Genomic DNA, 22,271 nt, shown 5'->3' on the forward strand with positions numbered 1-22,271 from the left:
ATAAATAATCAGTCAAGTAAAACGCCGTTCGGAACGGAGAAAGCAATCACTATTTATCAAGTTTGTCCCTAATTGACAATGGAGTAGGTTGGGGTATTTTTATGAACGTAAGGAATTTGAAACTCACAAATCTAATATTTAATAGTAAAGCTGATCCTTTCTAGGATCAGCTTTACTATTGACCCATTCCACTCTACAAGTAAAAGTACTTTTTTACTTGTGAGTCTTTAGAGTTCTGCCCTTAAAGAGAATATACGACAGTTCATGTTTGATAATTTTATTATTCTCTATTGTTTTCACATAATCTATGTCATCTTCGCGAGTTACAATTTCATCCTTATCTATACTGGGCCTTTTACGATTTCTATTTTCCCCGGCCGTGCTATTGTCAGAAAAAATAAAAGTGGTATTTAAATCTTCAATGCCCTCACTAATCTTTTTCCCTGTCATATTCTTAGCTGTAATGGCCAGATGAATTTTTTCTCCCATGGTCAATTTGTACGATAACAACTGGAATGCATTTTCATTATCCACTTGTTCTCTAAAATGATCCAAATCTTCTACATTCTCCATCAAAGGTGTCTTCATTAATTCTTTCCCAGAGAGGGAATACAGTTTATTTTGCTGATCCCATTCCTGGTGTATGTCTAAGTGCTTAGTAAGTACCCCTAAAGGGACAAACATCGCATTTTTATAAAGCACAGGGACGGTATCCATCACGGACGAGCTCGAGTCGGTAACAATCTCAGTGGAGTTCATTTTAAACTCAACCTTGTGTGTTCCAAACTTAATTGTAGCCGTATTAGAAGTTGGGTTAAACGTAGTCTGTCCTCCCAACAAATCATTTATGGATCTCAAAGGTACCATATAGCGATTATTCTGATCAATATAAGGTGCTTTGGGGGCTGTGAACAAGACATAGTAATTGTTAATCTTCAAAAATGGAGTGTTTGGAGTTATACTCTGAGCTGACATTTTTCCTATATAGGGTAGAGAAAAACAAAGAAACAATGCACCTATAAGCATAATTCTGAACAACATCTTTCCCATAAAAATATCCTCCTTAAAAGAGAGGGGCTAGCAGCCCCTCATGGAATTCAATCTAAAAATATATTATCTGTTTCCTCTCCTCCATGTACGTAATCCACTACAACTTTACTCCGTGGCATAGAACAATAATCATAGGTTTGACTGTTTCGCCAAGGAATATTATCTTCTGAATCTTTACCAATGTAGGATGTAGCCCAACGAACTCTTCTAATGTATGATCCGTCATTATAGTCTTGTCGATCTTGTAGTCAGAAGGGACATAAAATTTCATTTGTACTTCTTGATCAGGCTCAAAGCGTGGCTTAAAAGTATAAGGCTCTTTTACACCTTCAATGAGCATGAAAGGAGCCCAGTCATTACATTCTGTACTATGCTGCAAACCAACATCAACCGCCAGCCTGGAAGAAATAAGGGACGTTATTGATCTCTATTTCATTGACCCTAGTGGAGTACAACCTAAGCAGAAAGTCCTCTCTATCCTGCGGTAGCATCTCGCAGAGGCTGACCAGAAGATCGGTGGGTTACAGCAATTCCGCGCTGATTTACAGGCCAACATCGAACGCTTCGAGCGCTGGTTCAAGGTAAGAGAGTAGCATTAATTTTTTCCTAGTTGCTCAGGGCGCACAGCTGGCGTCCCGGCCGGTTGAGACAGTAATGAGCAGGGGAATTGTTGCAACCATTTTATGGGATGATGCATCTGTCGAAAGCGTCGTCATGAACGAAGGCTTCTTAGAGAAGCTTGGAACAGGTGGTGTTCACATCTCGATGACAAGTGGACTCGCCCGTTCCTATGTCAAGTCTATTGTCGACCTTTTGAGCATTGAGCAGAGACAAGACTAACATCAAAATCCGGTGCGCGTTCACGAGATAATACCCGCTTTATTAAGCAATTCCAGTCTACAGATGTTAAGAAATTCATAGTACGGGGACAACCTGTTCAAAACCTGAGAAAAGACTAAGCTAACGGAGAACGTTAGTTTAACTTCGAAGAGGCTGCGCCACACGGTAGCCCCAACTTATTTTTTATCCGAAAAAATCATGTTAAACGCCAAGATTCACTGGTCTATTCAGTTAATTCTCCGATGCTCCTGACGGATGTGTCGGAGGAAAAGAACATATTACGTATCGGGTTCGCGGATTTCGCGGATTTTTGTTTTTATCGTGATACATGTTCTTTCCCAAGACATGAATCGGTACCCGAAAAGGACAAGAACTTATAATCTTATCCCATCCCTTTTTGCCTACTGGCGCCTCCTGATAGAAGCAATAGACTTGAACATCCGTTGAGGCTGTTAATTTTGCGGGATGGGAACGACCTCCTTGCGCACCTCGTCCGGCTGCGTCACGGTTAGCTTTCCAGACGAGTCGGTCACGGAACCGCCGACTGTATGCTCGAAGCCGATCCGGGTGACCTTCCCGTCCAGTCCGATCAGGCCGCTTTCCTCGGTGCTGGAATCTCCGGCAATGCCTCTGCTATAGAATACCAGCGGCTTGTCGATTTTCGGCGTCGGACCCGTACGGTCCTTCAGCTTTTCCTCCAGCAGCAGTTGAAAGCTATCTCCAATGCTTCCGTCAAAATGGGCCTGCCATGTCGCGACAAGGAAATCGTCCTTGTATTCGTAATAGGTCGCCGTCTCATTGCCCTCGATGGTGAAGAAGCGGAGTGCCTCTCCTTCGGGAAAGAGGAAGGCGGTGCTGTAATCCTCGGATTCGTGGAGCGTCCGCAGTGGCGTATGCTCGTAATGGGTTCCAGAGAACATCGCTTCCATGACCAGATTCCTGCTTGCGGCCAGATCGCCGGTATAGAGCGCGTCCCGCTGCTTATCGGAGAGTGGCGACTCGATGGCGACAGTGTTGTTTTTCCATTCCACCTTGTAGCCGTACTGCTCGGAGACGAAGCGCAGAGGCACGTAGACGCGATTATGGACGGCCTTCGCTGGCACGTCGAGCGAAATCGGACCCGACGAGGACGAGTTATTCCCAAACGTCTCGGTCGCGGCCGTCTTCTTCCCGACGGTCAGCTTAATCGTCTGCGACCATTTTCGGACGACCACGGTGTCCGTTTTCGCATCCCAATCGACGGCAGCGCCCAGTGCTTCGGAGACAGCTCGGATCGGCACGAGCACCCGTCCCTGATCGTAGATGGGGGGACTGTCGGTCGCGATCGGCTTGCTCCTCACCGTAATGCCAATATCCACGGTGGCGAATGCGGTTGTACCGACGGATAATGCACCGATGACGGCGAATGTGCATAGAAGCTTTTTCATAGTATCCACTCCTGTTCTCATGACGGCAGCGTTCTTTCCGAATGCATACCAGCAATCTTTATTCGTATGTTAGACGCGGGTGAACTTGAAAAAGTTTCCATCCATAGATTGGCTGACCACAGACTCATGGATCAGCTGCCTTGTTGCGCTAAACATTCCTGTAGAGCTTATTCTCTATATAAAAAAGACCACTTCAAGGTTGAAGTGGTCTGGTGTTCTGATCCCATTTACTCTGCAAGTGACTCAATCAATTTTGGAAAAGAGCCTCCAGCTCCTTTAGTAATTTTTCAGTTCTAAAATTGGTTGCGGCCATGTCCATTACACTCAAACAGATTTATATACAAAATTATAGCCAACTTAATATTTGGTGCTGATAGTGTGTACATACAATAAAGTTGTGTACTAAATTCCATAATTTTAAATTTATTCATTAGAAAAAATAGTACTCATCCTGCGTTACTCCACAAATGCGCCCGATTGTGGTATAAGGGATGACTCTAGGTATTGCATTTACATCGTTAAGCACAAAAATAAGATTTTAAAAACAGGAGTATTATTGATTGTTTCCAAACTGGATTTTACTTTTCCATTACGAATTGCACTTTCAATTGTCTTACGTAACCCTGATAAAATAAATTAAATATTTTGAAATAACAAAAAGTAAACATCCTATAAATCCTTATAAAAATCTTTAAAAATGCATATTTTACACTAAAAAATTTGCTTAAAATGAAACCGTACTACAAATCTTTGTTATTGACTAACAGGCTACTTCATCGATTTTAAAGCAATTGTTAGCAAAGAAGGAGAAGACATTATGAACAAAATAGTTGGAAAAGTTGCTGTTATTACTGGGGCAGGTGGCGGATTAGGTAAATATATTGCACTTCGTTTTGCAGAAGAAGGTGCTAAACTGGCATTATGTGATATCAATGCAGAAGGGCTTAACGAAACTACTGAATTATGTAAAAGCAAAGGTGCAGATGTATTTGCAAAAGCATTTGATGCTACTGATCTTAAAGAGTCAACAGCATTTATTTCCGATACGGTTGCACAATATCAAACTGTAGATATTTTAGTAAATTTAGCGATGGCGATTGAGCCACCTCATTCGTTCTTAGATCATACGCGGGAGACTCTAGAACGAAGCTACCAGACGGGTCTTGTTACAACATGGGACTTTATGAAACTTTGCTATCCATACCTGAAAGAAAATGGTGGTAAAATCATTAACTTTGGCTCTGGAAGTGGGAATGAAGGACAAGAAGGCTATGCAGCATATGCAGCGATTAAAGAAGCAATTCGTGGTCTTTCGAGAGTAGCTGCGCGTGAATGGGGACCTGACAATATTAATGTAAATGTCGTAAACCCAGGTGCCATTACAGATGCGATTCAAGCATATTTGGACCAAATGCCTGAAGGCCAACGAGATCCACTTTATTTAGGTTTCTCACAAACTGCTATAAGAAGGTTTGGCACGCCTTACGAGGATATTGCACCTGTCGTACTGTTTTTAGCGAGTGAAGACTCTAGACACATTACGGGACAAACAATCAATGTAGATGGCGGTGTCATTATTAACGCTTAATACCTTAAATGAAATAGATGGTGCATATTGCGATCTATGCTATTAATAGGTATAGGTTAATAGAGAGATAGACGCATCTAATAAGAAAAAACTGCTAATCTGCATGGATTAGCAGTTTTTTTCGTGAACAATCAATTAATGATTGAGTATATTTTTTCGGTACTGATTTGGTGTTACACCCGTAAATTTTTTAAATAGGCTTGAAAAGTGGCTTTGGTTATTGAAATGAAGCAACATACAAATGTCGGCTACAGAATAGTCCGTTTGGATCAATAATTTTTGTGCCTCTTTTATTTTTTCTTCTTGGATATATTTTCCAATATGTTTGTTTGTTTCTTTTTTAAAGAGCTGCGATAAATAAACTGGATTTAAATGGACGAGGTCTGCTAAATCCTTTATCGAAATTTGTTCAAATATATGATTGAATATATAGTTTTTACAAGTATTCACAGCCTTAGAATGTGCACTTTCCCTATTTTCATTCATACGGTCAACTAATGAAAATAATAAGTTATCACCAATTAATAAAACTTTTTGTAGGTCAAACGTTTCTTCAACTTTTTGAATGCTAATATCGCTCATTGTATAGGCAATTTCAGGATAAAGACCGCCTTCAATAGCTGCCCTCGTCGCAAGTGCAATATAAATGATGATTTGATTTTTAATGTTACGAAGGTGGCTTTTTTTCGAAAGTTGACTCAATCCCTCCATTTCAATTGATTCTAAATGCTGTAACAGCTTTTCCTTCTTGCCTTCTTTCACATATTGCCATATTTTCTGCTCAGTTTTATGGTCTAAATGAAAAGACGTTTCCAGACGAAGATGCCGTATTGCTTGTTCAATATGAGTGGGTTCAATTTCGTTAAAATTCATTAATTGAGATCTCACTATTTCTTCATCCATAGGCTCTTGGTAGATTAAAAAATACGTGAGTGAACAAAGCGATACAATTTGTTTTTGGTTTAACAGCTCTAATTGACTGTAATAATGGCATAACTCTTGCTGATAACTAGAGGATATTTGATGATCATGCATAATACCATTTACGGTGTTCTCGGTAACCTCAAAGGAAGTGAAAGGTCCGATTATTATCGTTTCTGTGGAAGATGAATGAAATACAATGAGCGTTTCTAGATAGTTTGTTATTCTAATCAAAGGAACGTTTTGTTGATCGCCAGGTTGAATGAGCCTGTTTATAAATGTTTCTATTGAATCAAAAAGAGGATGTCTTAGCTGTTTTCCACTTCTAGTAATACGATGACTTTTATTCTTGAAAATAAAAAGAGGAATATTGTATGTGTCATAGATCAATTGAGAGATATATTCTAAGTTTTGTTTCACCATTATTGCCACTCCTAAATTGATTAAGTAACCTGTCAGTCAATAACTAAGATTTATAGTATAACCTCATTATTGCTATAGACCATGAGTTTCTATGATTGACGTTGAAGTACCCATAACATCGATCACTTTTTCTTTTGGAGATCCTAGAGTAAAAAAAAATGGTGTTTTCTTCTGTAACCCTCTATGGACAATAAAGTAGAGTTCTTGGTCTCACAAAATCATCATTTTCATTCGAGCATATACAATAATATTGAGTTTTGAATTAATTATCAATTACCCTTATTGCTCTAAAAGAGTTCTTATGATGTAACCTACCGTCGGGTCTCTTTAATTTTGAGAACACAACTTTATTGTATTTTTTTCAGTTAGAACTCAACTTTATTGTTCAGAACTCATCTTTATTGGGTTTGATCAGATAGCTCCTGCAAAGGCCTAATTCCTTGAGCTCACCGTGCAGTCTGACGGAAGAACAACATGTCTTCCACGCTTTCATGCCGCTGCTCGCCTTCTTACAATCCATAGGCTCCCAACCGAAAACATAAAAAACCGAACCTTTTTTCCATCGAGCGACAATATAGGGTGTAAGCTGCTTACTCAGGAGGGCCCTCTGAATGCAAAGTGAATCTATGTACCACGTGCTCACAAAAATGATCGAAGGAGATCAGCAGGCGTTTCATACGTTGTATGATGCCACCTACAAGGATGTCTACCGGACCGTCTCTTTTCTGGTGGATCATCCGCAGGATCGCGAAGATATTATGAATGAGATCTACATGCAAATGTGGACCTCGCTTCCCAACTACGATCCGAATCGTCCTTTCCACTTCTGGCTGCACGGCTTGGTCATCCGACAAGTGCAAAGATTCCGGGTGAAAAGCTGGAGGAGATTCCGAATTTTCGAACGCATCCGTGTCTTTTCTCGGGAAGAGTATCATTGGGATCAGCCCACGTTGAGGACGGATGGGACAGACCCCGAGATATCGAGGGCCATGCACAAGCTGACCGATAAACAGCGAACGGTGATCATCCTCCGCTTTTATCACGATTATACGCTGGAGGAGATTGCGACATTACTCGATATTCCGCTGGGTACAGTCAAGTCCAGATATCATGCCGGCCTGCAGTCGCTTCGAAAACAATTGGGAAATCTCCCGTTGGAAAGGATGGAAAAGAACAATGCCTATTGAAAGTCAAGTCAGCGAGTACCTGCACCAAGAGGCAGAGACCATGGAATGTCCCCCGGCTGTTTCCAAACGAATCGAACAATCCTATTCTCAATACGTACAACGGCAAAGGAGCAAAAAAACGATGAAAAAACGATTGATCGGCGGCATTGTTGCTGCAGTAATTATGATTCCAACCGCGGCATTCGCGGCCCCTCCCCTGATTGAAATGATTACGAGGACACCGATGACAGCCCAACAAGTCAAGATGGATGCGGTTGGCCAAGCAGCGCTTGAAAAGTTGTATCGCTCTTATCCGGAAACCAAGTCGTTTGAAATTATCGACGCCAGCCAGATTGGAGGAGACCCCGCGAATACAAGTCAGGGGAAAGCCATTCAAACAAGCATCGTGCTGCAGGAAAAGGGAGCTCACGGCAAAAAGGTCCGACTTGATTTGAACGGTATCACGGGTGAAATCGAACAAGTGAACCAAGAGAATTGGGAGCCTCAGGAGAAGCCGGTCATCTCCTTAACCGATCAAGAAATCAAATCGAAAGTAGATGACCTCATTAACAAACTGTACGGCAGCTCCAGTAAGTACGAATGTAACATGGAGCCGATGCAGAACCCGGACCAAAAAACATTTATATTGAACTACACCGAAAAGGGATCAACAACGCCGTTTTATCAGGCATTCGTTCAAGGGAATACGATCAGCGTTTCTCTGATCGGAGGCGGCCCTGCTCCATCCGTGGAAGGCTTTTTCATGACTAACGGCAAGCCTGACTATACTGCGGATGCCTTTTTAAACGATGAAGAGCTCTTTTCTTTACTTCACATGAGTCCAGCAGACTTGAAACAAGAATTGGCAAAGGGGGCATCTGTCGTCGAGATCGCAGCATCTAAAAAGATTTCCAAACAACAAGTCATGGACGTAATCGCAAGTACGCAGGCAAAAAAACAAATCCAAGCCGATCCGCATGGTGCAGCTACTGATGACGATCGTACGCTGGAACTATTGAAACGGATTCTGGAACCCAAAGTATTGAAAGTGATTGAACACAAAACGGAAACGCCTTGGTAGGAAGACAATACAGGCGCCAGAAATGGCGCCTGTATTTTATTTTTTAGATATTCTTACATTGCATTCGAAATGCAATAATGGCTTCTTTACAGTCAAAAAATAGGGCATGGGTTGGTTGTTTATGGTCATCATTGATACAGAAGGGAAAGTTCATTTTGAGTCAATTTGAAGACGAAGAAATGCCGGCAGAATAGGCAAAAATCCGACTGCCGAGTGATTGGGACAACGTGCTGAAGCTTTTGGAGAAGTAAACGTCCATGAGCCGCCGAAGGATAAGGCCGAAAACGGCCGTTTTTGCGATCGTGGGAGGGGCAGACATGTGCACAAAATGTTGGGTTTTATACATATGCCAGCTAAAACAATATGCGATAACGCTGTAGTGTGTGAATGAAAATGAGTCCATGAGATCCGGACTCATTTTAGAGTGTGTTCATTTTTTTACGCACTTTTTTATTAAATGTACAGCCAAGAAGCCTAGTGCTACTATACCTGCGCTTAAAAAGCAAACTAATAAACCATTTAGTTCTACCTTTCCATTAAGTATATATATAGTCAATATTCCAGTAAAAAATCCAACGACCAAGATTGTTGCGATATTCTTCAAAATTGAAAACTCCTTCTAAAAAAAGTGTGCCAATAGTGATATATATGTACTCTATGTATTGTTGTTACAATTATATCATATTATTAGGTGGTAGGTGGTAAAATGAGGAATTTGTATCAGCCTGGATGGCATCCGTTATGCTAATGCTTGTTATCAGCAGTACAGTAGCAACGCCAAATGAAGTACAGGGAGAATTCGCAATATCCGGAGGAACCTTTACCGGTATTTTTTCGTTTTTGGGTATACCAGGTTGGGGAGTAAGCACTGTAAAAGGTGCTACCATTGTTTATGCGGATAATAGCAGAGGGGGTTACTTTGATGTATTTTGGGCTGTGGACCCTGCTAGCCAGGCAGTAAACTTCGTCACAGCTAAAGTGTATGGGGGCTTGATACTGTTAAGTAAAACGCGATAAACGAAACATGGGTGCGAAATATCCCCTCATTATCACATAATCAGTTAAAAACGTTGATATACCAAGGGAAGCTGGTACATAACTTTTCTGATGAGATCAGGGAGCGACGGACAGGATAATCAACTGAATACATATAAATGAATGTTAAAGAACGATAAAAATCGCTCTTTTTTACGTGATTATGTATTCTACTATGTTACTGATTGATTATCTTCTTTTGAAAAATCTATCGTATATCACTAAAGCGACGACTATGGTAAACACCTGGATTAGAAACTGTGGTACGAAGATCAAAAAGCCCATGTAAATTCCCCCCTGAAAAAATATACGAGATTATAATTGTTGAAAAATCAAGTTGTCATGGGGAAGGTGAATCTTCCTAAATTGCGCATTTAACAAAAACAAGTGCTATATATTCAATTCCGGTATATTCGCTATTGATTAATTGAGTATGTTGGAAAAAATATCAAGTTACCTGTATAATTAACATGGATATTCCGAAAAATATAAAAAAATAGTTGTAAATTACAAAAAAAGATTAGTAACTATTTGCATACAAAGATTATACATCAATAGAATAAAAATTAAAGGATGGAGGGAATTACAAATGTAGAAAACATGGTTTACTATGCTTGCTACACTTACAATGGTTGCTGCTTTAGGTGCTTCTGTATCCGCCGCTTCGGTTCCTGCCGCTAGCAAATAACTAAAGATCAGGCGACTCCTTCTGTCGAAGTTCTGCCAGTAGGAACTGGAAGTAACGAAAAAGCGGTAGATAAAATTGGTATTGTAGATAATATGAATAAACCAGTTATAGAAACAACGAGTGATGCTAAAGTCGAAATATTAGATCCAGCAACAGATAAGACGTTTGCTCTTGATCCTAAGAAAATAAGCACTTCAAGCAGCTTAGGGTTATTCAGCATTACGTACCCAACCTTGTTCTGGAACATTAACAGCCAAGGTACTTATATTGCTGAATTTTCAGGTGTAAGAGACACTATTTATACTAACTACTATTTCCCTACAAACAGCTCAGGAGAAATTAAAATTAGAGGAACTGTGAATGGAGGATTACCCACATTAGGGAATCTATACCATTACTGTATATGAATTAGGCAGTAATAACGCTGTGTCCAGTTCCACTTTTAAAACAGGTGAGCGCATTTTTGTACGCATTTACAATTTAAATAAAAATAAAATTATTTCTTTGGTATCACATATAACAGTGCTAATACCATAAGCGGGGCCTTATCCATCGACCACAACTAATTTAATAAACGATAAAACACGGGTCCAACAAAAAGGAACCTGTGTTTTTCTTTATGTTACGTGGGCAATGTGTAAGGTTGGAAAATAGAAGACTTCGGAAAATGGCGCTGTACATTTTTCAAATCTTTTATACATAAATGGATTATTATGGAGGTACTAAATGGCTTTTCTAGAGAATAGTTCTAAAAAAGAAGAAATTCAAGAACGCTATGAGCAATTATGGAGTGAACTTTTAGTTAGAGATGAGGAAGAAGCAGAACATGTTATAAAGAAATTAGAATATGAGTTGTTGCCTACCCGTCAGAGAATCCTAAGACGATGCGGGGAAATCCTGTCTCCATTAAAAAAACGTTTTATCTGGATTATCCTTTTTAGTGTGATTGGGTTCTTCCTTTTAGCTTACGTATTATTTATATATGTATCTTTGTGGGTTGAAGATTATTAAGGACGTTTCTGTGAAACCGGAAGAGTCTTTTTTTATGAGCCTGTTGAAACCCTAAATGCTGGTTTTAACCAGCCGGGATATCTGTAAAAAATAGACTCGCTGATCGGCAAGTAAGGGAGCGAGCAGGACAAGAGTGGGGGAAACAGGCTCATGCTACTGGCTCTAAGGCGGCAAGAGCGGCCACCTAAGAGCCAGTACGCACCGCTGGGCCGCTACTCACGCCGATAACTAGAGCGCCTACGCCGGGAGAAAGCGTCCGGCCAAGGCGCTCTACTTTCCTGGCGCTCGCTTAACGCAACCCACGGAGCGAAGGACCTTGAAAAGGGATTAGGGAGGGCAAAAAACACCATGAACGCTACATTTCGCTCATCATCTCAAAACATATGAATTTTTTGGTATAGATTAGAAACTTTCGAATTATTTCATACGTCTTATGTAAGGGTGCTTATTGAAAAAGGAGGTAATTTATCTTGAAAAAGGTTATTGTGTTTGTGTTTTTCTTCGTACTTATGTTTCAATCCTGGGCGATTGCTGATGCTGCCAATCCGATATCCGTTAACGCGGTGAATGTGAATGGAAAGTTTATAGCAACTGATGTTTCACCTATTATTAAGGACGGGCGTGTTTTGGTCCCTATACGCACGCTTGCTTCACTGGGGGTAACCTATCAATGGGATAGTAAAAGCCAATCTGCTCTCATCACAAAAGGCAAAGATCAAATTAAGTTGACGGCCAACAAAAAAGAAGCATTTAAAAATAACAAAACGGTTCAGGTAGATGTTCCTGTCCAAGTAACTCAGGGAAGGATATTAGTTCCTATTCGTTTTGTGTCGGAGAATTTTGGCTATAAGGCAAGCTATGAGAAGCTTCGGTCTATTCTATTTATTCAAGACGGTAATTATAAGGTAGACCAAGAGAACTTACAGGCAGAAGATTTACAAACCGCTCGTCAGGCTGCTATATCGTTGCCGGTTCAATCCTCCTTCAAATCGCTTTCTTCATTAGAAAAACCCAGTGCTAATAAAGACTATGGTTACGCCTTCCCGAGAGGGGATTCGTCCAGATACATGTATTCAAACAATGTTGGACACACGGTAGTCGAAATAAAAAATGGAATAGCCAAAGCAGTTTGGCAATTTACAGAAGGAAATGGTCTGGATGATATTGTATCTAGTGCTGGCCAAAGACCAAGTTATAATTACGTCGGATGGGTAACAGACATTACAATGGGTAATGATAGAGATGGAAATTTCAAGATTATATACAAAGATGATAAAGGTCAACAGAAAGATTTCACTGTAAAAGCTGAATCCTATAAAGATGTTATCCAACCTATTCCTAATGAGACGAGAAAACAATAGTAACTGAACCAGTTTATTAAGGACGTCCTTAGCAAGGGATGTTCTTTATTTTGCTTATGAATTCAAATTATAAGCAGCAATGGATTTTTAGTGAATTACAAATTATTGGAGGTTAGTTGGGTATGAAAAAAATCTTTCTTTCATCTATGCTTACTTTAGGTATGCTTTTAACATTTGCTATTCCGCTTTCTGCTGCACCATCCATTCAATTGGTGATCAATAGTGAGGTCGCTAATTCAGATGCTCCACCTGTTTCCGTTGCAGGAAGGACTATGGTTTCTTTAGCTTCCTTAAAGCCGCTAAAGCTTAATCTAGTCTGGAACGCGGACAAGAAGACGGTGACTGTCAATGCTCCTGGGGTAAAAGAAAAACTTGTACTTACGATCGGCAAAAAAGAAGCTTTTTATGGAGAAAAAACACTTACTTTGGATGTGCCTGCTCAATTAAACAAGAATCGCGTAGTTGTACCATTGCGCTTCATCAGCGAAGCCTTTAAAGCAGAGGTAAAATGGAAAGCGGACAAAAATACTGTCATTATTCGGAGTGCTGACCAAGCAGAAAAATATAAGAAGTTGTATCAAGGTACGGATTTGGTGGCGGCACGTAAAATCGCTGTAAATCTTCCTTCTAAGGATGAAAATGCGCTTCATAATACCGAGGAGGGTGTTTATTATCAGTATATCTTTCCTGAAGGAGAAGCATTGAGATATTATTATGTTGTTGGGAATTTATATACTTACTATGAAATTAAGGATGATGTTAAACATATAGTTTGGGAAGGTGTAGAAGAAGATTCGAGGAAGAAAATGAAAGAAAAAGGAAAGCGTCCATCGGAAGACAAAACACAATATTATTTTTTACAAGAACGTGTGGATCATAGTGTCACATATGGTAAAGTGGGGACCGAGAAGCCAGTAACGCAAGCTTTGCCTAAAAATACTACAGGATTAGCAGATATTATTGTACCTATTTCCGGCGAAGTAAGGAAAGATCAAATAAAATAGATTTTTCACTTCATTTTGGACGTTCTGAGCAATAAGGGACGTCCTTTATCTATGCTTTCCTTTTAAGTTTTCTGATCCGAGCTTCAGGAAGTCGATAGGCTAAAAAAAACAATTAGTAGGGGGCTAGAGAAATCTAGGAGCACCCCTTTTTTCTGATTTTGATAAGATTAACGCACACACCAATAAGTAAATATAGCTCTGCAAGCAGAAAAATTAATTGATCTGACCATAAAAAGTCTTTAGTTGAAAATATGGATATGATAACTCCGAATGAAATGAGAAGCATAAATAATTCTACAACCCAATCAGTTATCCTACTGGTCTTCCCATTTTTCTGATATGTTGCATGAATAGCGCGTACAATTAAACGGATTATTAATGATGCTAACAACCAGTTATAAAGAGTGTTCGGATAATTATATGAAATTCGCAAAACTAGACTAGCTATGAGCCATACCAAAAGAACAAAAGTTAAATAATAAGGATTTTTTAGCATCGTTCTCTCCCCTCACCTAGTTTACAGTTATACAATTATTATACAGTTTTTGCGTGCAAGTTTACAAAAATGAGCATAATTCGTAAAGGAAAGTAATTTCGGAAAAGGTCATTGTTTAGAAAAGGCGTTTTTGGAGGAATCCAAGAGCGTTCTTTTTTAATGGCCGGTTGTAACCCTAAAGGCTGGTTTGAACCAGCCTGGATACTGTAGCAAGCGGCTGGCTTCCAGATCGGTGAGCAGGAGAGTAGGCAGGATAAGACAGGGAAGCAGGCTCATTGCTACTGGCTCTAAGGTGGCAAGACCCACGGAGCGAATGAAGGACCTTGAAAAGGGATTAGGGAGGGCAAAAAACACCATGAACGCTACATTTCGCTCATCATCTCAAAACATATGAATTTTTTGGTATAGATTAGAAACTTTCGAATTATTTCATACGTCTTATGTAAGGGTGCTTATTGAAAAAGGAGGTAATTTATCTTGAAAAAGGTTATTGTGTTTGTGTTTTTCTTCGTACTTATGTTTCAATCCTGGGCGATTGCTGATGCTGCCAATCCGATATCCGTTAACGCGGTGAATGTGAATGGGAAGTTTATAGCAACCGATGTTTCACCTATTATTAAGGACGGGCGTGTTTTGGTCCCTATACGCACGCTTGCTTCACTGGGGGTAACCTATCAATGGGATAGTAAAAGTCAATCTGCTTTCATCACAAAAGGCACAGATCAAATTAAGCTGACAGCCAACAAAAAAGAAGCATTTAAAAATAACCAAGCAGTTCAGGTAGACGTTCCTGTCCAAATGACTCAAGGAAGGATATTGGTACCTATTCGTTTTGTGTCGGAGAACTTTGGCTACAAGGCAAACTATGAGAAGATTCGGTCTATTTTATTTATTCAAGACGGTAATTATAAGGTAGACCAAGAGAGCTTACAGGCAGAAGATTTACAAGCAGCCCGTCAGGCTGCTATATCGTTGCCGATTCAATTCTCTTACAAATCGCTTTCTTCTCTAGAAAAACCGGGGGCTAATCTAAGCTATACTTACGTTTTCCCGAGAGGGGATTCATCCAGATATATGTATTTAAACAGAGTTGGTAATACGGTAGTCGAAGTTAAAAATGGAGTAGCCAAAGCAGTTTGGCAATTTACGCAAGGAAATGGTATGTCTGATATTGTGTCTAGTGCTGGCCAAAAACCAAGTTATAATTACGTCGGATGGGTGACTGATATCTTGATGTTTAATGATGAGCATGGGAATATCAAAGCTGTATACAAAGATGATAAAGGTCAACAAAAAGATCTCACTGCAAAGGCGAAATCCTATACAGATATTATCCAACCTATTCCTAATGAGACGAGAAAACACTAGCTAATACTGAATCGATGTATTAATACTACTAAGCTCAATTTAGTTTGAAATGCTGACAAGAAGACACTATTGAGGTGAATATAATTATGAATACATTTTTCAAAGCGGCTTTTGCATCAACAATATCTTTTAGTATGCTTGCTAGCGGTGTTTCTGGAGCAGCCTCCAAGTCCATTATTGTGCAAGTGAATAACGTACCCATGCCAGGGGATGTAGACCCCTATGTTCAGAATGGTTCCACATTAGTAGCATTGAATATGATAAGATCGATTCCTGGTGTAACGATCAACTGGAACAATACTTCTAAAACGGTAACTGTAGATAATAACGGAACAAAATCAACACTGGTGGCTGGTAAAAAAGAGACAATGGTAGGTGATAAAAAAGTAACGCTGTCTACCTCTTCTGCAATGAAAAATGGTCGTGTTATGGTACCGCTGCGTTTCATTGCAGATGCGTCCGGTTCTCAAGTGTACTGGGATGCCCCAGATCGTACAGTTTACGTAGCTAAGCCGACAGAAGAGATGCTGAAAGAAATCCAATCTAGCGATATTTCTGTAGCTCGTCATGGTGCATACAGTCTTCCACGTATTGCCAAAGTTAATGTACTGTCAGGTAAAGAAGGGGATAGTATGGCTTATATTCGCTACTTCCCAAAAAACCAATCCAGTGAATTTTTTGAACAACACATGGACAGTGTGAATTACTATCGTATCATTGACACACATGTAGAACTGCTCTGGTCTGCAAGGCTGAACCTGCAACAGGAAGCTAAAAATGCAAGCCTGCCGTTCCTCACCAACAAAATTGTTGAACAAAGCGGCAAAATGCCAACGATCCAAAAGGGCGTAGTTTATTATAATTATAGCGTTCCGGGTGGCACCACGTTCGGGACTATTGATAAAGCTGGCAAAAAAACTCGTCTGGGGGAAGCGACTGAAGATCAGGCGAAGCAAATGTTTTTCTCTATTCCAGAAGAAGAACAACTATAAAAGGGAACGCAGGGATAACGACACATTGTATTGTAAGGAGGAAACTATGAAATTCGTGCAGATTATGTCTGTAGGTGCGATAGTGATGTTAGTGATTTCAGGGTGTAGTGGTAAGGCAAGCTCAAATCATCAACTACCTCAGACCGAAGTGAATAATACCGGGGTAAACAGCACAAAGGAAGGTGTAAAAAAAGTAGACGAAAAAGCAACTGTAGAAACATCTAGAGCAACTGTTAAAAAGGTGAATACCTTAGATTATTCTCAGTATGATAATAACCAAGACAAATCTAAGGTTGTAGTTTCGGGGAAACAGATTGTATGGAAAAATAAAGACGTTACTTTTACAGCAAAATTAACTAACGCTAAAGGGGAAGAAGCCGCCGAAGCCAATGAAGTTGTGAATTCTATGAAAATAAAAGGTAAGCGTGGAGAGCAACTCGTTAAGCTCAACCCACGACCTTTGAGAGTTAACTCACTTTCCTTATCTAAAAGCAACCAGGTAGCTCTTCATGTAAGCGATCACGAGGGGAGTAGACTTATTTTAATTAATTTATCCGATGGGACTCAAACTATTGTAAACATGTTTGAGATGAATAGTGACGGAGCCGGGAGCGAAAAGATTGATGCCTATAACTGGTCGCCTGATGGAAAAAAGATTGCGTTTGGAATCGGTGATCTAGGTTCAAGTTATATCGGACTATACAATGTTGAGCGTAAGAGCTATATGCATGTGTCCGATAAGGACTTTACATTGATTTCATCTATAGTTTGGCATAAAGATGGGAAAAGTTTTGACTTTGTGAGTAAAGGTGACGATTCTCCACAAGCAGTACTCTATACTTACTCAGAAACAAAAAAATCAATTTTAAAGAAGGGTTCTTTAACTAAGAATGATGAGCAGAAGATATCTCAATTAACACCGAAATCTTGATTGACATATACAGAGAGAGTATTTTGAAACCGTATCATCTATATAGTCATAATTTTAAACTCCACTTTTTTCAACTTTAATGCACTCTATCAACATTATAGATTTACTTTTGAATATTTAATGATTGCTTGTGGTCAACAAAGGGCTGAAAAAAGCATATGTGATGGAAATTAGCCGCGCTGATCATGGGACGAAAGTATGTGTGGTTCGCAATGACGCGCAAATACTCGATATCAGCAATGCAATCTGTCTAGAATGAAGAGGCACAAAGTTAGAGAATGCGGTCGGAAGGATATTCACAGCTAGGAGAAACAATTACGGAATTTGTGTTGATAATTGATACCAAACTTTTACAATAATTGAAGTATAAAATTAACCGGGGAGTTGCTTATGAGCATTTTCATGAGTAAGTTTCTAAGGCGTTATGCAGCGATTTTATTGAGCTACGCAATAGGTATAGGCTTATTTTACGCTTTGGGGTATAAGATGAGCGCTATGGGAATCTATGCAATTTTGACAGGAATTGTGACTGGAGAAATAATCAACTTTGCATTATCAAAGCGAGAGAAATGACCTATGTATCCCTTGATTGCATCAACATCAGGGGATTTTTCATGTAATTAAAAGGTCCAACAGAGTTTCTGCATGGGATCTCTATATCATTTACTGGTGAGAATGCACATAGGGAAATGCTATAGTCATGTCAACATTGTGAAACCTTTTACTTGGAACCATCCAATCATTTCAGGATGTCGTTCGTCCAATATGTCTCAATATGTGTAAGTTATGCTGAATTTTCGTTATGAACATTAGTTGCATAATATATTGACAGATGGTTAATTATGGAGAAGAATAGAGGGTGATTTTTAAAATAATGGAATTTTTATGTGAAGGGTGGTTATGACTTGAAGCATACACCTACGATTTCAGCGGAGTTTGAGTATTATCTAAAACAAAATGATATGACGTTGAGTCAATTTGCCGAATATTCAGGGGTACATCAAAGAACGCTTAGTAATTGGATTACTCAGCATCGTCCTGTTTCCGTACAGCAGCTGGACCGAATTACTGTGGCTATGGATTTGCCAGAAGGCTATTTTTATGACCTATACATAGAAAATTACATCATTGATCTTTCCCCGAATTTTAGGCGAATCGAGCCATTATTGTATCGTTGTGCAGAACTGGACAAGCTGGATGCAATCCGTCGAATGGTAGGGCATATCATGGATAATCCGCTGTATGCGTCCAGGCTATTTGATGTTGCAGAAGCATTATTTGAACAGGGACGACATGCTGCTGCGCTGCCTCTCTATGAGAATGTCGCAGAAGTGGAGAAATATCAGCATTCTGAACGCTTGGCCACCTGCCAATATCGTATATTCTCGATTCAAGTTGGAGACGACCAAAGCCGTAATCTCAAGGCAGCAACGCTATTTGAACCCTTCGTGGAACGCCTGGATGAAATAGACCAACTTGATGCGCTAAAAGATTTGGCGAATGTGTATCGTTCTTTGCGTTTATGGGATCGGCTTGATGTGACTGCTCGAAAAATGAGAGATAAAGCGGAAATCCAATATACATTAGAGCATCAGCAGAAAAAACGAAAGCCTGCGGAAATTGAAAAGAGGCTGAGCCGTCCATTATTTGTGTACATTACATATTCTGATTTACTGTGTGCCAGTGTATATGAGGCCAAAGGCGATTATGAGCAGGCATTAGAATATACATACGCCTATGCTAATTTAGATTGGGTCAAAGAGACTGACGAGGATACTCTGCATTGGATTAAACAGTTTCAAGATTGGGCAGAAGGTAATATCTACACCTATAAACTATTATCTGGAGATATAAGTGTACTAAACAATTATGTTGAATATATTGCTGCATCGCCAGATGCTTCTGAAAAAGAAATGGTTACAAAAGTGTTGAATGTTATGTCGGCGGCAAACCAGTATAGTATAGATGTAGATCATATACTTCGAAGGTTTAAAAAGAAAATTGACTTATTTGCCCAACACAATCCGTCATCTGATATGTATACCCAACAAGTGATACCAGAACAGTTTGCACGTCTTGGATACGAGTTAGCTTATTACTATTTGCATCAAGGGAGGTATAACGATGGTTTTAAACACTTGATGTATGCAATGCTAAAGTCACATATAATAAATAATGAAACTTATTTTATAAACTGCATGGGATTATTCTTACATTTCAGAATGAATGCAGCACATGAAACAAAGACGCAGTTTTTAAATTTCATTGAAAAGGTGTGGTTAGACAATGTTAAGAAAAATGGTTCTTCTGATCGTCGCAGCTAGCTTTTTATTTATCGTGGCTGTACCTAATCATGATTATAACCAACACCATATTATTCAGCTTAACGATACTATTGGAGGTGCTTAAAGGTAAAATAAGAATTAACATTCACTAAACTTTTTTGTTAATGGGTGGTGTTGTTGATTGAAACTACCCTGTGAACAACTTGAAACCAACTAAAAATAAACATATACCGACAAAAAGTGCCTCTGGAATATTCCAGAAGCACTTTTTTTTGGTAAGCGTATTTTAAAAAAATCCAAAAATTTACGTTTTGCATTAAGATATGACACAGAAGGGGGAATCATGCTGATGAATCCAGGTGTGACTTTACTTCGTGTCGAACGGGCCAGAAAAAGACTGTACCAAGTCCAGAAGAAATACGGATTTTTAACGCATCCCAAAGTGATTGAACAATCCATGAAACTGGATGAACTATTGAATCAATACCAAATATACAAAATGAAATCCTAACAAATGAGTTCATGCCATATTGCTAAAGGAAGAGCGTGAAATCCAATCTCCAAACCCCAATCAAAATCCTAAATCCTAAATCTTATACTATGAAGAGGTGATAACGTTGTTGAACAAACGAAATCCTGTAACCCCTTTTGGCTGGAAAATCAAAGAAAAGCTAGTCGAGAGGCAAATGGATCAGAGAACATTTTGTGATACCTACCATATTCCTGCTAGCCGCTTGTCTAATCTCATTCATGGAACACGTAAGGCCAAAAAATATAGAGTACAAGTATCTCAATTGCTGGGGATCGAAGAATAACTCCCTTTCTCTTTTATGGATACAAGACATCCTAATGATATGTAAGCTACAGTGGCAAAGAACTCCGGGTTTATTTAATATAGATTATACATAGGATGCTTAATACAAGGAGTGGAAAGGGTCGATGGGAATGTTCTCCAGAATGGCAGAGCAGAAGATTGCGGAGGCGATGGCCAAAGGGGAATTTGATCATTTACCGGGAGAGGGCAAGCCACTGGTGATCGAGGATTTGTCACATGTTCCAGAGGAGCTGCGGATGTCGTACAAGCTGTTGAAGAATGCAGGCATTTTACCGGAAGAGCTTCAGCTGCAAAAGGAATGTGTCCAGCTACGTGATTTGCTTCACGCTTGTCATGAGGCGGGAGAGCAAGAGCGGATCAGTCGCAGGCTGACTGAAAAATCACTTCGTCTCCGTATGCTGCTGGAGGAAAGAGGGCTGAATACGTCGTCTGTATTTTATGAATATGAGTCCGCTATGCGTAAGCGACTGGAGGAATAGAAACAAGAGGAGCGAAGGGCGGAAGGCCCTTGCCCGTACACTTTAATTTCTACGCTTTACCTCATTACTGTTGCAGTGCAGATAATCTCGTGAGGCATTGCTTCGTCAGGATGACGGATTCTTTGGGCAGTTTGTCTAAATGAAAGTCATCGATTAAATCTACTGCCTTCACAGGCTCGGGTGAATCCAGCAGCCCTGAAAAATAGGCGAGCCAGCCAATGACTGCTTCCGGTGAGACCCCTTGTCGACGCATGGCTCGGAGTGCTACGCCACCATGTCGTTTGGCCAGCCTTCGTCCATCAGGGCCTAGGACAAGGGGAACGTGTGCGAAACGTGGCGGCTGCAAGCCCAAAGCTTGGTACAGCAATAGCTGACGGGGCGTTGAATCGAGAAGATCATACCCGCGGAGTACGTCGGTCATATGCATATCCGCATCATCGACAACGACAGCCAGCTGATAGGAAAACATGCCGTCCGCTCGTTTAACGATAAAATCGCCGCCTTCTGCCGCACCGAAGGTCACATGACCTGCTACCTGATCATGAAACGAAATAACGGCATCTGGACTTTGCGGTACTTTAAAGCGAAGTGAAGGGAGTTTATGCTGTGCTTTGGCTACGGCATCTTGAGAGCTAAGATTACGACATGCCCCTGAATATGCGGGTCCTTCACCAGACAGTCCATGTGGAGCATGAGAGGCAGCCAGAATGTCAGCCCGACTGCAAAAACAAGGATATAGCAAATCATGCCCCTGTAGCTTCTCCAATGCAGATTGGAAGCGATCCAGCCGCTGGCTTTGAGTGTAGGGACCGTAGGCACCGCCTACGTCGGGTCCTTCGTCCCAGTTCAGACCGATCCAGCGCAAATCTTCCATTATCCCTTGCGCCAACTGGCTGCGAGCTCGCGTCATATCAATATCTTCCATGCGCAAAATATAGGTTCCGCCCAGGGAACGAACGTGCAGCCAGGATAATAAGGCGGTACGAGCATTTCCTAAGTGTATCCATCCCGATGGTGTTGGGGCAAATCGCCCTCTGATGGGTTGGGCCTGTAATTCCATACGAAAGTGACCTCGATTCTGTGTTCCGTCCTTCAGCAATCCATATCAACTATATTATAAAACGATCTTGCCGTGAGTGCATCCCGATAGGTATAGAAGCTAAAGACGAAGCATACATAGCCGCGATGATCAGACGGGAAATTTAAATATCTGTATAATAGATTTAGAAGAATTATGTATGACAGACCGAGGAGAAGTTCCAGAGGGCAGCTTAACCTTTTCTATTCAAT

22 protein-coding genes are annotated in these 22,271 nt (G+C 40.3%); 17 read left to right on the top strand and 5 right to left on the bottom strand.

The window, feature by feature from the left end; translation table 11 throughout:
- Positions 1-213 precede the first annotated feature (213 nt).
- Positions 214-1,050, bottom strand: a complete 837-nt coding sequence (locus JOD82_RS07375; protein ID WP_069011424.1) for a copper amine oxidase N-terminal domain-containing protein — start codon at positions 1,048-1,050, stop codon at positions 214-216.
- Between the two features lie 654 nt (positions 1,051-1,704).
- Between JOD82_RS07375 and JOD82_RS07380 the strand changes: the two genes are divergently transcribed.
- Entirely contained in the window at positions 1,705-1,890 is a 186-nt protein-coding gene (locus JOD82_RS07380) for a hypothetical protein (protein WP_069011426.1), read from the top strand.
- A 452-nt stretch (positions 1,891-2,342) separates the two neighbouring features.
- On the opposite strand, the gene JOD82_RS07385 is transcribed toward JOD82_RS07380, so the two are convergent.
- A complete protein-coding gene (locus JOD82_RS07385) occupies positions 2,343-3,317 on the bottom strand; it encodes a stalk domain-containing protein (RefSeq protein WP_029517069.1) in 975 nt (324 codons plus the stop codon).
- 817 nt (positions 3,318-4,134) lie between these two features.
- On the opposite strand from JOD82_RS07385, the gene JOD82_RS07390 reads away from it, so the two are divergent.
- Positions 4,135-4,905 (top strand): SDR family NAD(P)-dependent oxidoreductase, encoded by a 771-nt coding sequence (locus tag JOD82_RS07390; protein ID WP_069011427.1) that lies wholly within the window; start codon positions 4,135-4,137, stop codon positions 4,903-4,905.
- Between the two features lie 135 nt (positions 4,906-5,040).
- On the opposite strand, the gene JOD82_RS07395 is transcribed toward JOD82_RS07390, so the two are convergent.
- On the bottom strand, positions 5,041-6,249 hold the full coding sequence (locus JOD82_RS07395; RefSeq protein ID WP_069011428.1) for a helix-turn-helix domain-containing protein: 1,209 nt from the start codon (positions 6,247-6,249) through the stop codon (positions 5,041-5,043).
- A gap of 611 nt (positions 6,250-6,860) precedes the next feature.
- Here JOD82_RS07395 and JOD82_RS07400 point away from each other — a divergent pair.
- Together JOD82_RS07400 and JOD82_RS07405 are read left to right on the top strand one after the other, a co-directional pair.
- A complete protein-coding gene (locus JOD82_RS07400) occupies positions 6,861-7,436 on the top strand; it encodes a sigma-70 family RNA polymerase sigma factor (RefSeq protein WP_039273518.1) in 576 nt (191 codons plus the stop codon).
- Complete coding sequence (locus JOD82_RS07405) at positions 7,426-8,496, top strand: hypothetical protein (RefSeq protein ID WP_081317569.1); 1,071 nt, start codon at positions 7,426-7,428, stop codon at positions 8,494-8,496. The genes JOD82_RS07400 and JOD82_RS07405 overlap by 11 nt, the downstream gene beginning before the upstream one ends.
- 430 nt (positions 8,497-8,926) lie before the next feature.
- Here JOD82_RS07405 and JOD82_RS07410 read toward each other — a convergent pair whose 3' ends face one another.
- Positions 8,927-9,100 carry a hypothetical protein gene (locus JOD82_RS07410; RefSeq protein WP_176715717.1) on the bottom strand — a complete coding sequence of 58 codons (174 nt, stop codon included), beginning with the start codon at positions 9,098-9,100 and terminating at the stop codon, positions 8,927-8,929.
- Between the two features lie 137 nt (positions 9,101-9,237).
- On the opposite strand from JOD82_RS07410, the gene JOD82_RS07415 reads away from it, so the two are divergent.
- The 13 genes from JOD82_RS07415 to JOD82_RS07475 all read left to right on the top strand — a co-directional run bounded on the left by JOD82_RS07415 (position 9,238) and on the right by JOD82_RS07475 (position 20,981).
- Positions 9,238-9,513 carry a hypothetical protein gene (locus JOD82_RS07415; protein WP_176715718.1) on the top strand — a complete coding sequence of 92 codons (276 nt, stop codon included), beginning with the start codon at positions 9,238-9,240 and terminating at the stop codon, positions 9,511-9,513.
- Between the two features lie 798 nt (positions 9,514-10,311).
- On the top strand, positions 10,312-10,626 hold the full coding sequence (locus tag JOD82_RS07420; protein ID WP_141695489.1) for a hypothetical protein: 315 nt from the start codon (positions 10,312-10,314) through the stop codon (positions 10,624-10,626).
- A 319-nt stretch (positions 10,627-10,945) separates the two neighbouring features.
- Positions 10,946-11,230, top strand: coding sequence for a hypothetical protein (locus JOD82_RS07425; RefSeq protein ID WP_069011430.1), 285 nt, complete (start codon positions 10,946-10,948; stop codon positions 11,228-11,230).
- A gap of 470 nt (positions 11,231-11,700) precedes the next feature.
- Positions 11,701-12,591 carry a copper amine oxidase N-terminal domain-containing protein gene (locus tag JOD82_RS07430; protein ID WP_208332488.1) on the top strand — a complete coding sequence of 297 codons (891 nt, stop codon included), beginning with the start codon at positions 11,701-11,703 and terminating at the stop codon, positions 12,589-12,591.
- A gap of 122 nt (positions 12,592-12,713) precedes the next feature.
- Positions 12,714-13,595 (top strand): copper amine oxidase N-terminal domain-containing protein, encoded by an 882-nt coding sequence (locus JOD82_RS07435; RefSeq protein ID WP_069012758.1) that lies wholly within the window; start codon positions 12,714-12,716, stop codon positions 13,593-13,595.
- A 973-nt stretch (positions 13,596-14,568) separates the two neighbouring features.
- Complete coding sequence (locus JOD82_RS07440) at positions 14,569-15,459, top strand: copper amine oxidase N-terminal domain-containing protein (protein ID WP_208332490.1); 891 nt, start codon at positions 14,569-14,571, stop codon at positions 15,457-15,459.
- Between the two features lie 86 nt (positions 15,460-15,545).
- Entirely contained in the window at positions 15,546-16,451 is a 906-nt protein-coding gene (locus tag JOD82_RS07445) for a copper amine oxidase N-terminal domain-containing protein (protein ID WP_069010250.1), read from the top strand.
- A 46-nt stretch (positions 16,452-16,497) separates the two neighbouring features.
- Positions 16,498-17,382, top strand: coding sequence for a PD40 domain-containing protein (locus JOD82_RS07450; protein ID WP_069010249.1), 885 nt, complete (start codon positions 16,498-16,500; stop codon positions 17,380-17,382).
- Between the two features lie 390 nt (positions 17,383-17,772).
- The gene (locus tag JOD82_RS07455) at positions 17,773-17,955 is read left to right on the top strand and encodes a hypothetical protein (RefSeq protein ID WP_069010248.1); all 183 of its coding nucleotides are present in this window, start codon (positions 17,773-17,775) and stop codon (positions 17,953-17,955) included.
- A 332-nt stretch (positions 17,956-18,287) separates the two neighbouring features.
- Positions 18,288-19,706, top strand: a complete 1,419-nt coding sequence (locus tag JOD82_RS07460) for a helix-turn-helix domain-containing protein (protein WP_208332492.1) — start codon at positions 18,288-18,290, stop codon at positions 19,704-19,706.
- 304 nt (positions 19,707-20,010) lie between these two features.
- Positions 20,011-20,178 (top strand): aspartyl-phosphate phosphatase Spo0E family protein, encoded by a 168-nt coding sequence (locus tag JOD82_RS07465; RefSeq protein ID WP_071558834.1) that lies wholly within the window; start codon positions 20,011-20,013, stop codon positions 20,176-20,178.
- A gap of 109 nt (positions 20,179-20,287) precedes the next feature.
- Complete coding sequence (locus JOD82_RS07470; RefSeq protein ID WP_029517081.1) at positions 20,288-20,482, top strand: Rha family transcriptional regulator; 195 nt, start codon at positions 20,288-20,290, stop codon at positions 20,480-20,482.
- A 124-nt stretch (positions 20,483-20,606) separates the two neighbouring features.
- The gene (locus tag JOD82_RS07475; RefSeq protein ID WP_069010246.1) at positions 20,607-20,981 is read left to right on the top strand and encodes a DnaJ family domain-containing protein; all 375 of its coding nucleotides are present in this window, start codon (positions 20,607-20,609) and stop codon (positions 20,979-20,981) included.
- A 64-nt stretch (positions 20,982-21,045) separates the two neighbouring features.
- Here JOD82_RS07475 and gluQRS read toward each other — a convergent pair whose 3' ends face one another.
- On the bottom strand, positions 21,046-22,041 hold the full coding sequence (gene gluQRS / locus JOD82_RS07480) for a tRNA glutamyl-Q(34) synthetase GluQRS (protein WP_069010245.1): 996 nt from the start codon (positions 22,039-22,041) through the stop codon (positions 21,046-21,048).
- Between the last annotated feature and the right edge of the window lie 230 nt (positions 22,042-22,271).

The sequence above is a fragment of the Paenibacillus sp. 1182 genome (assembly GCF_017833915.1).
Classification (GTDB): Bacteria; Bacillota; Bacilli; order Paenibacillales; family Paenibacillaceae; genus Paenibacillus; species Paenibacillus polymyxa_D.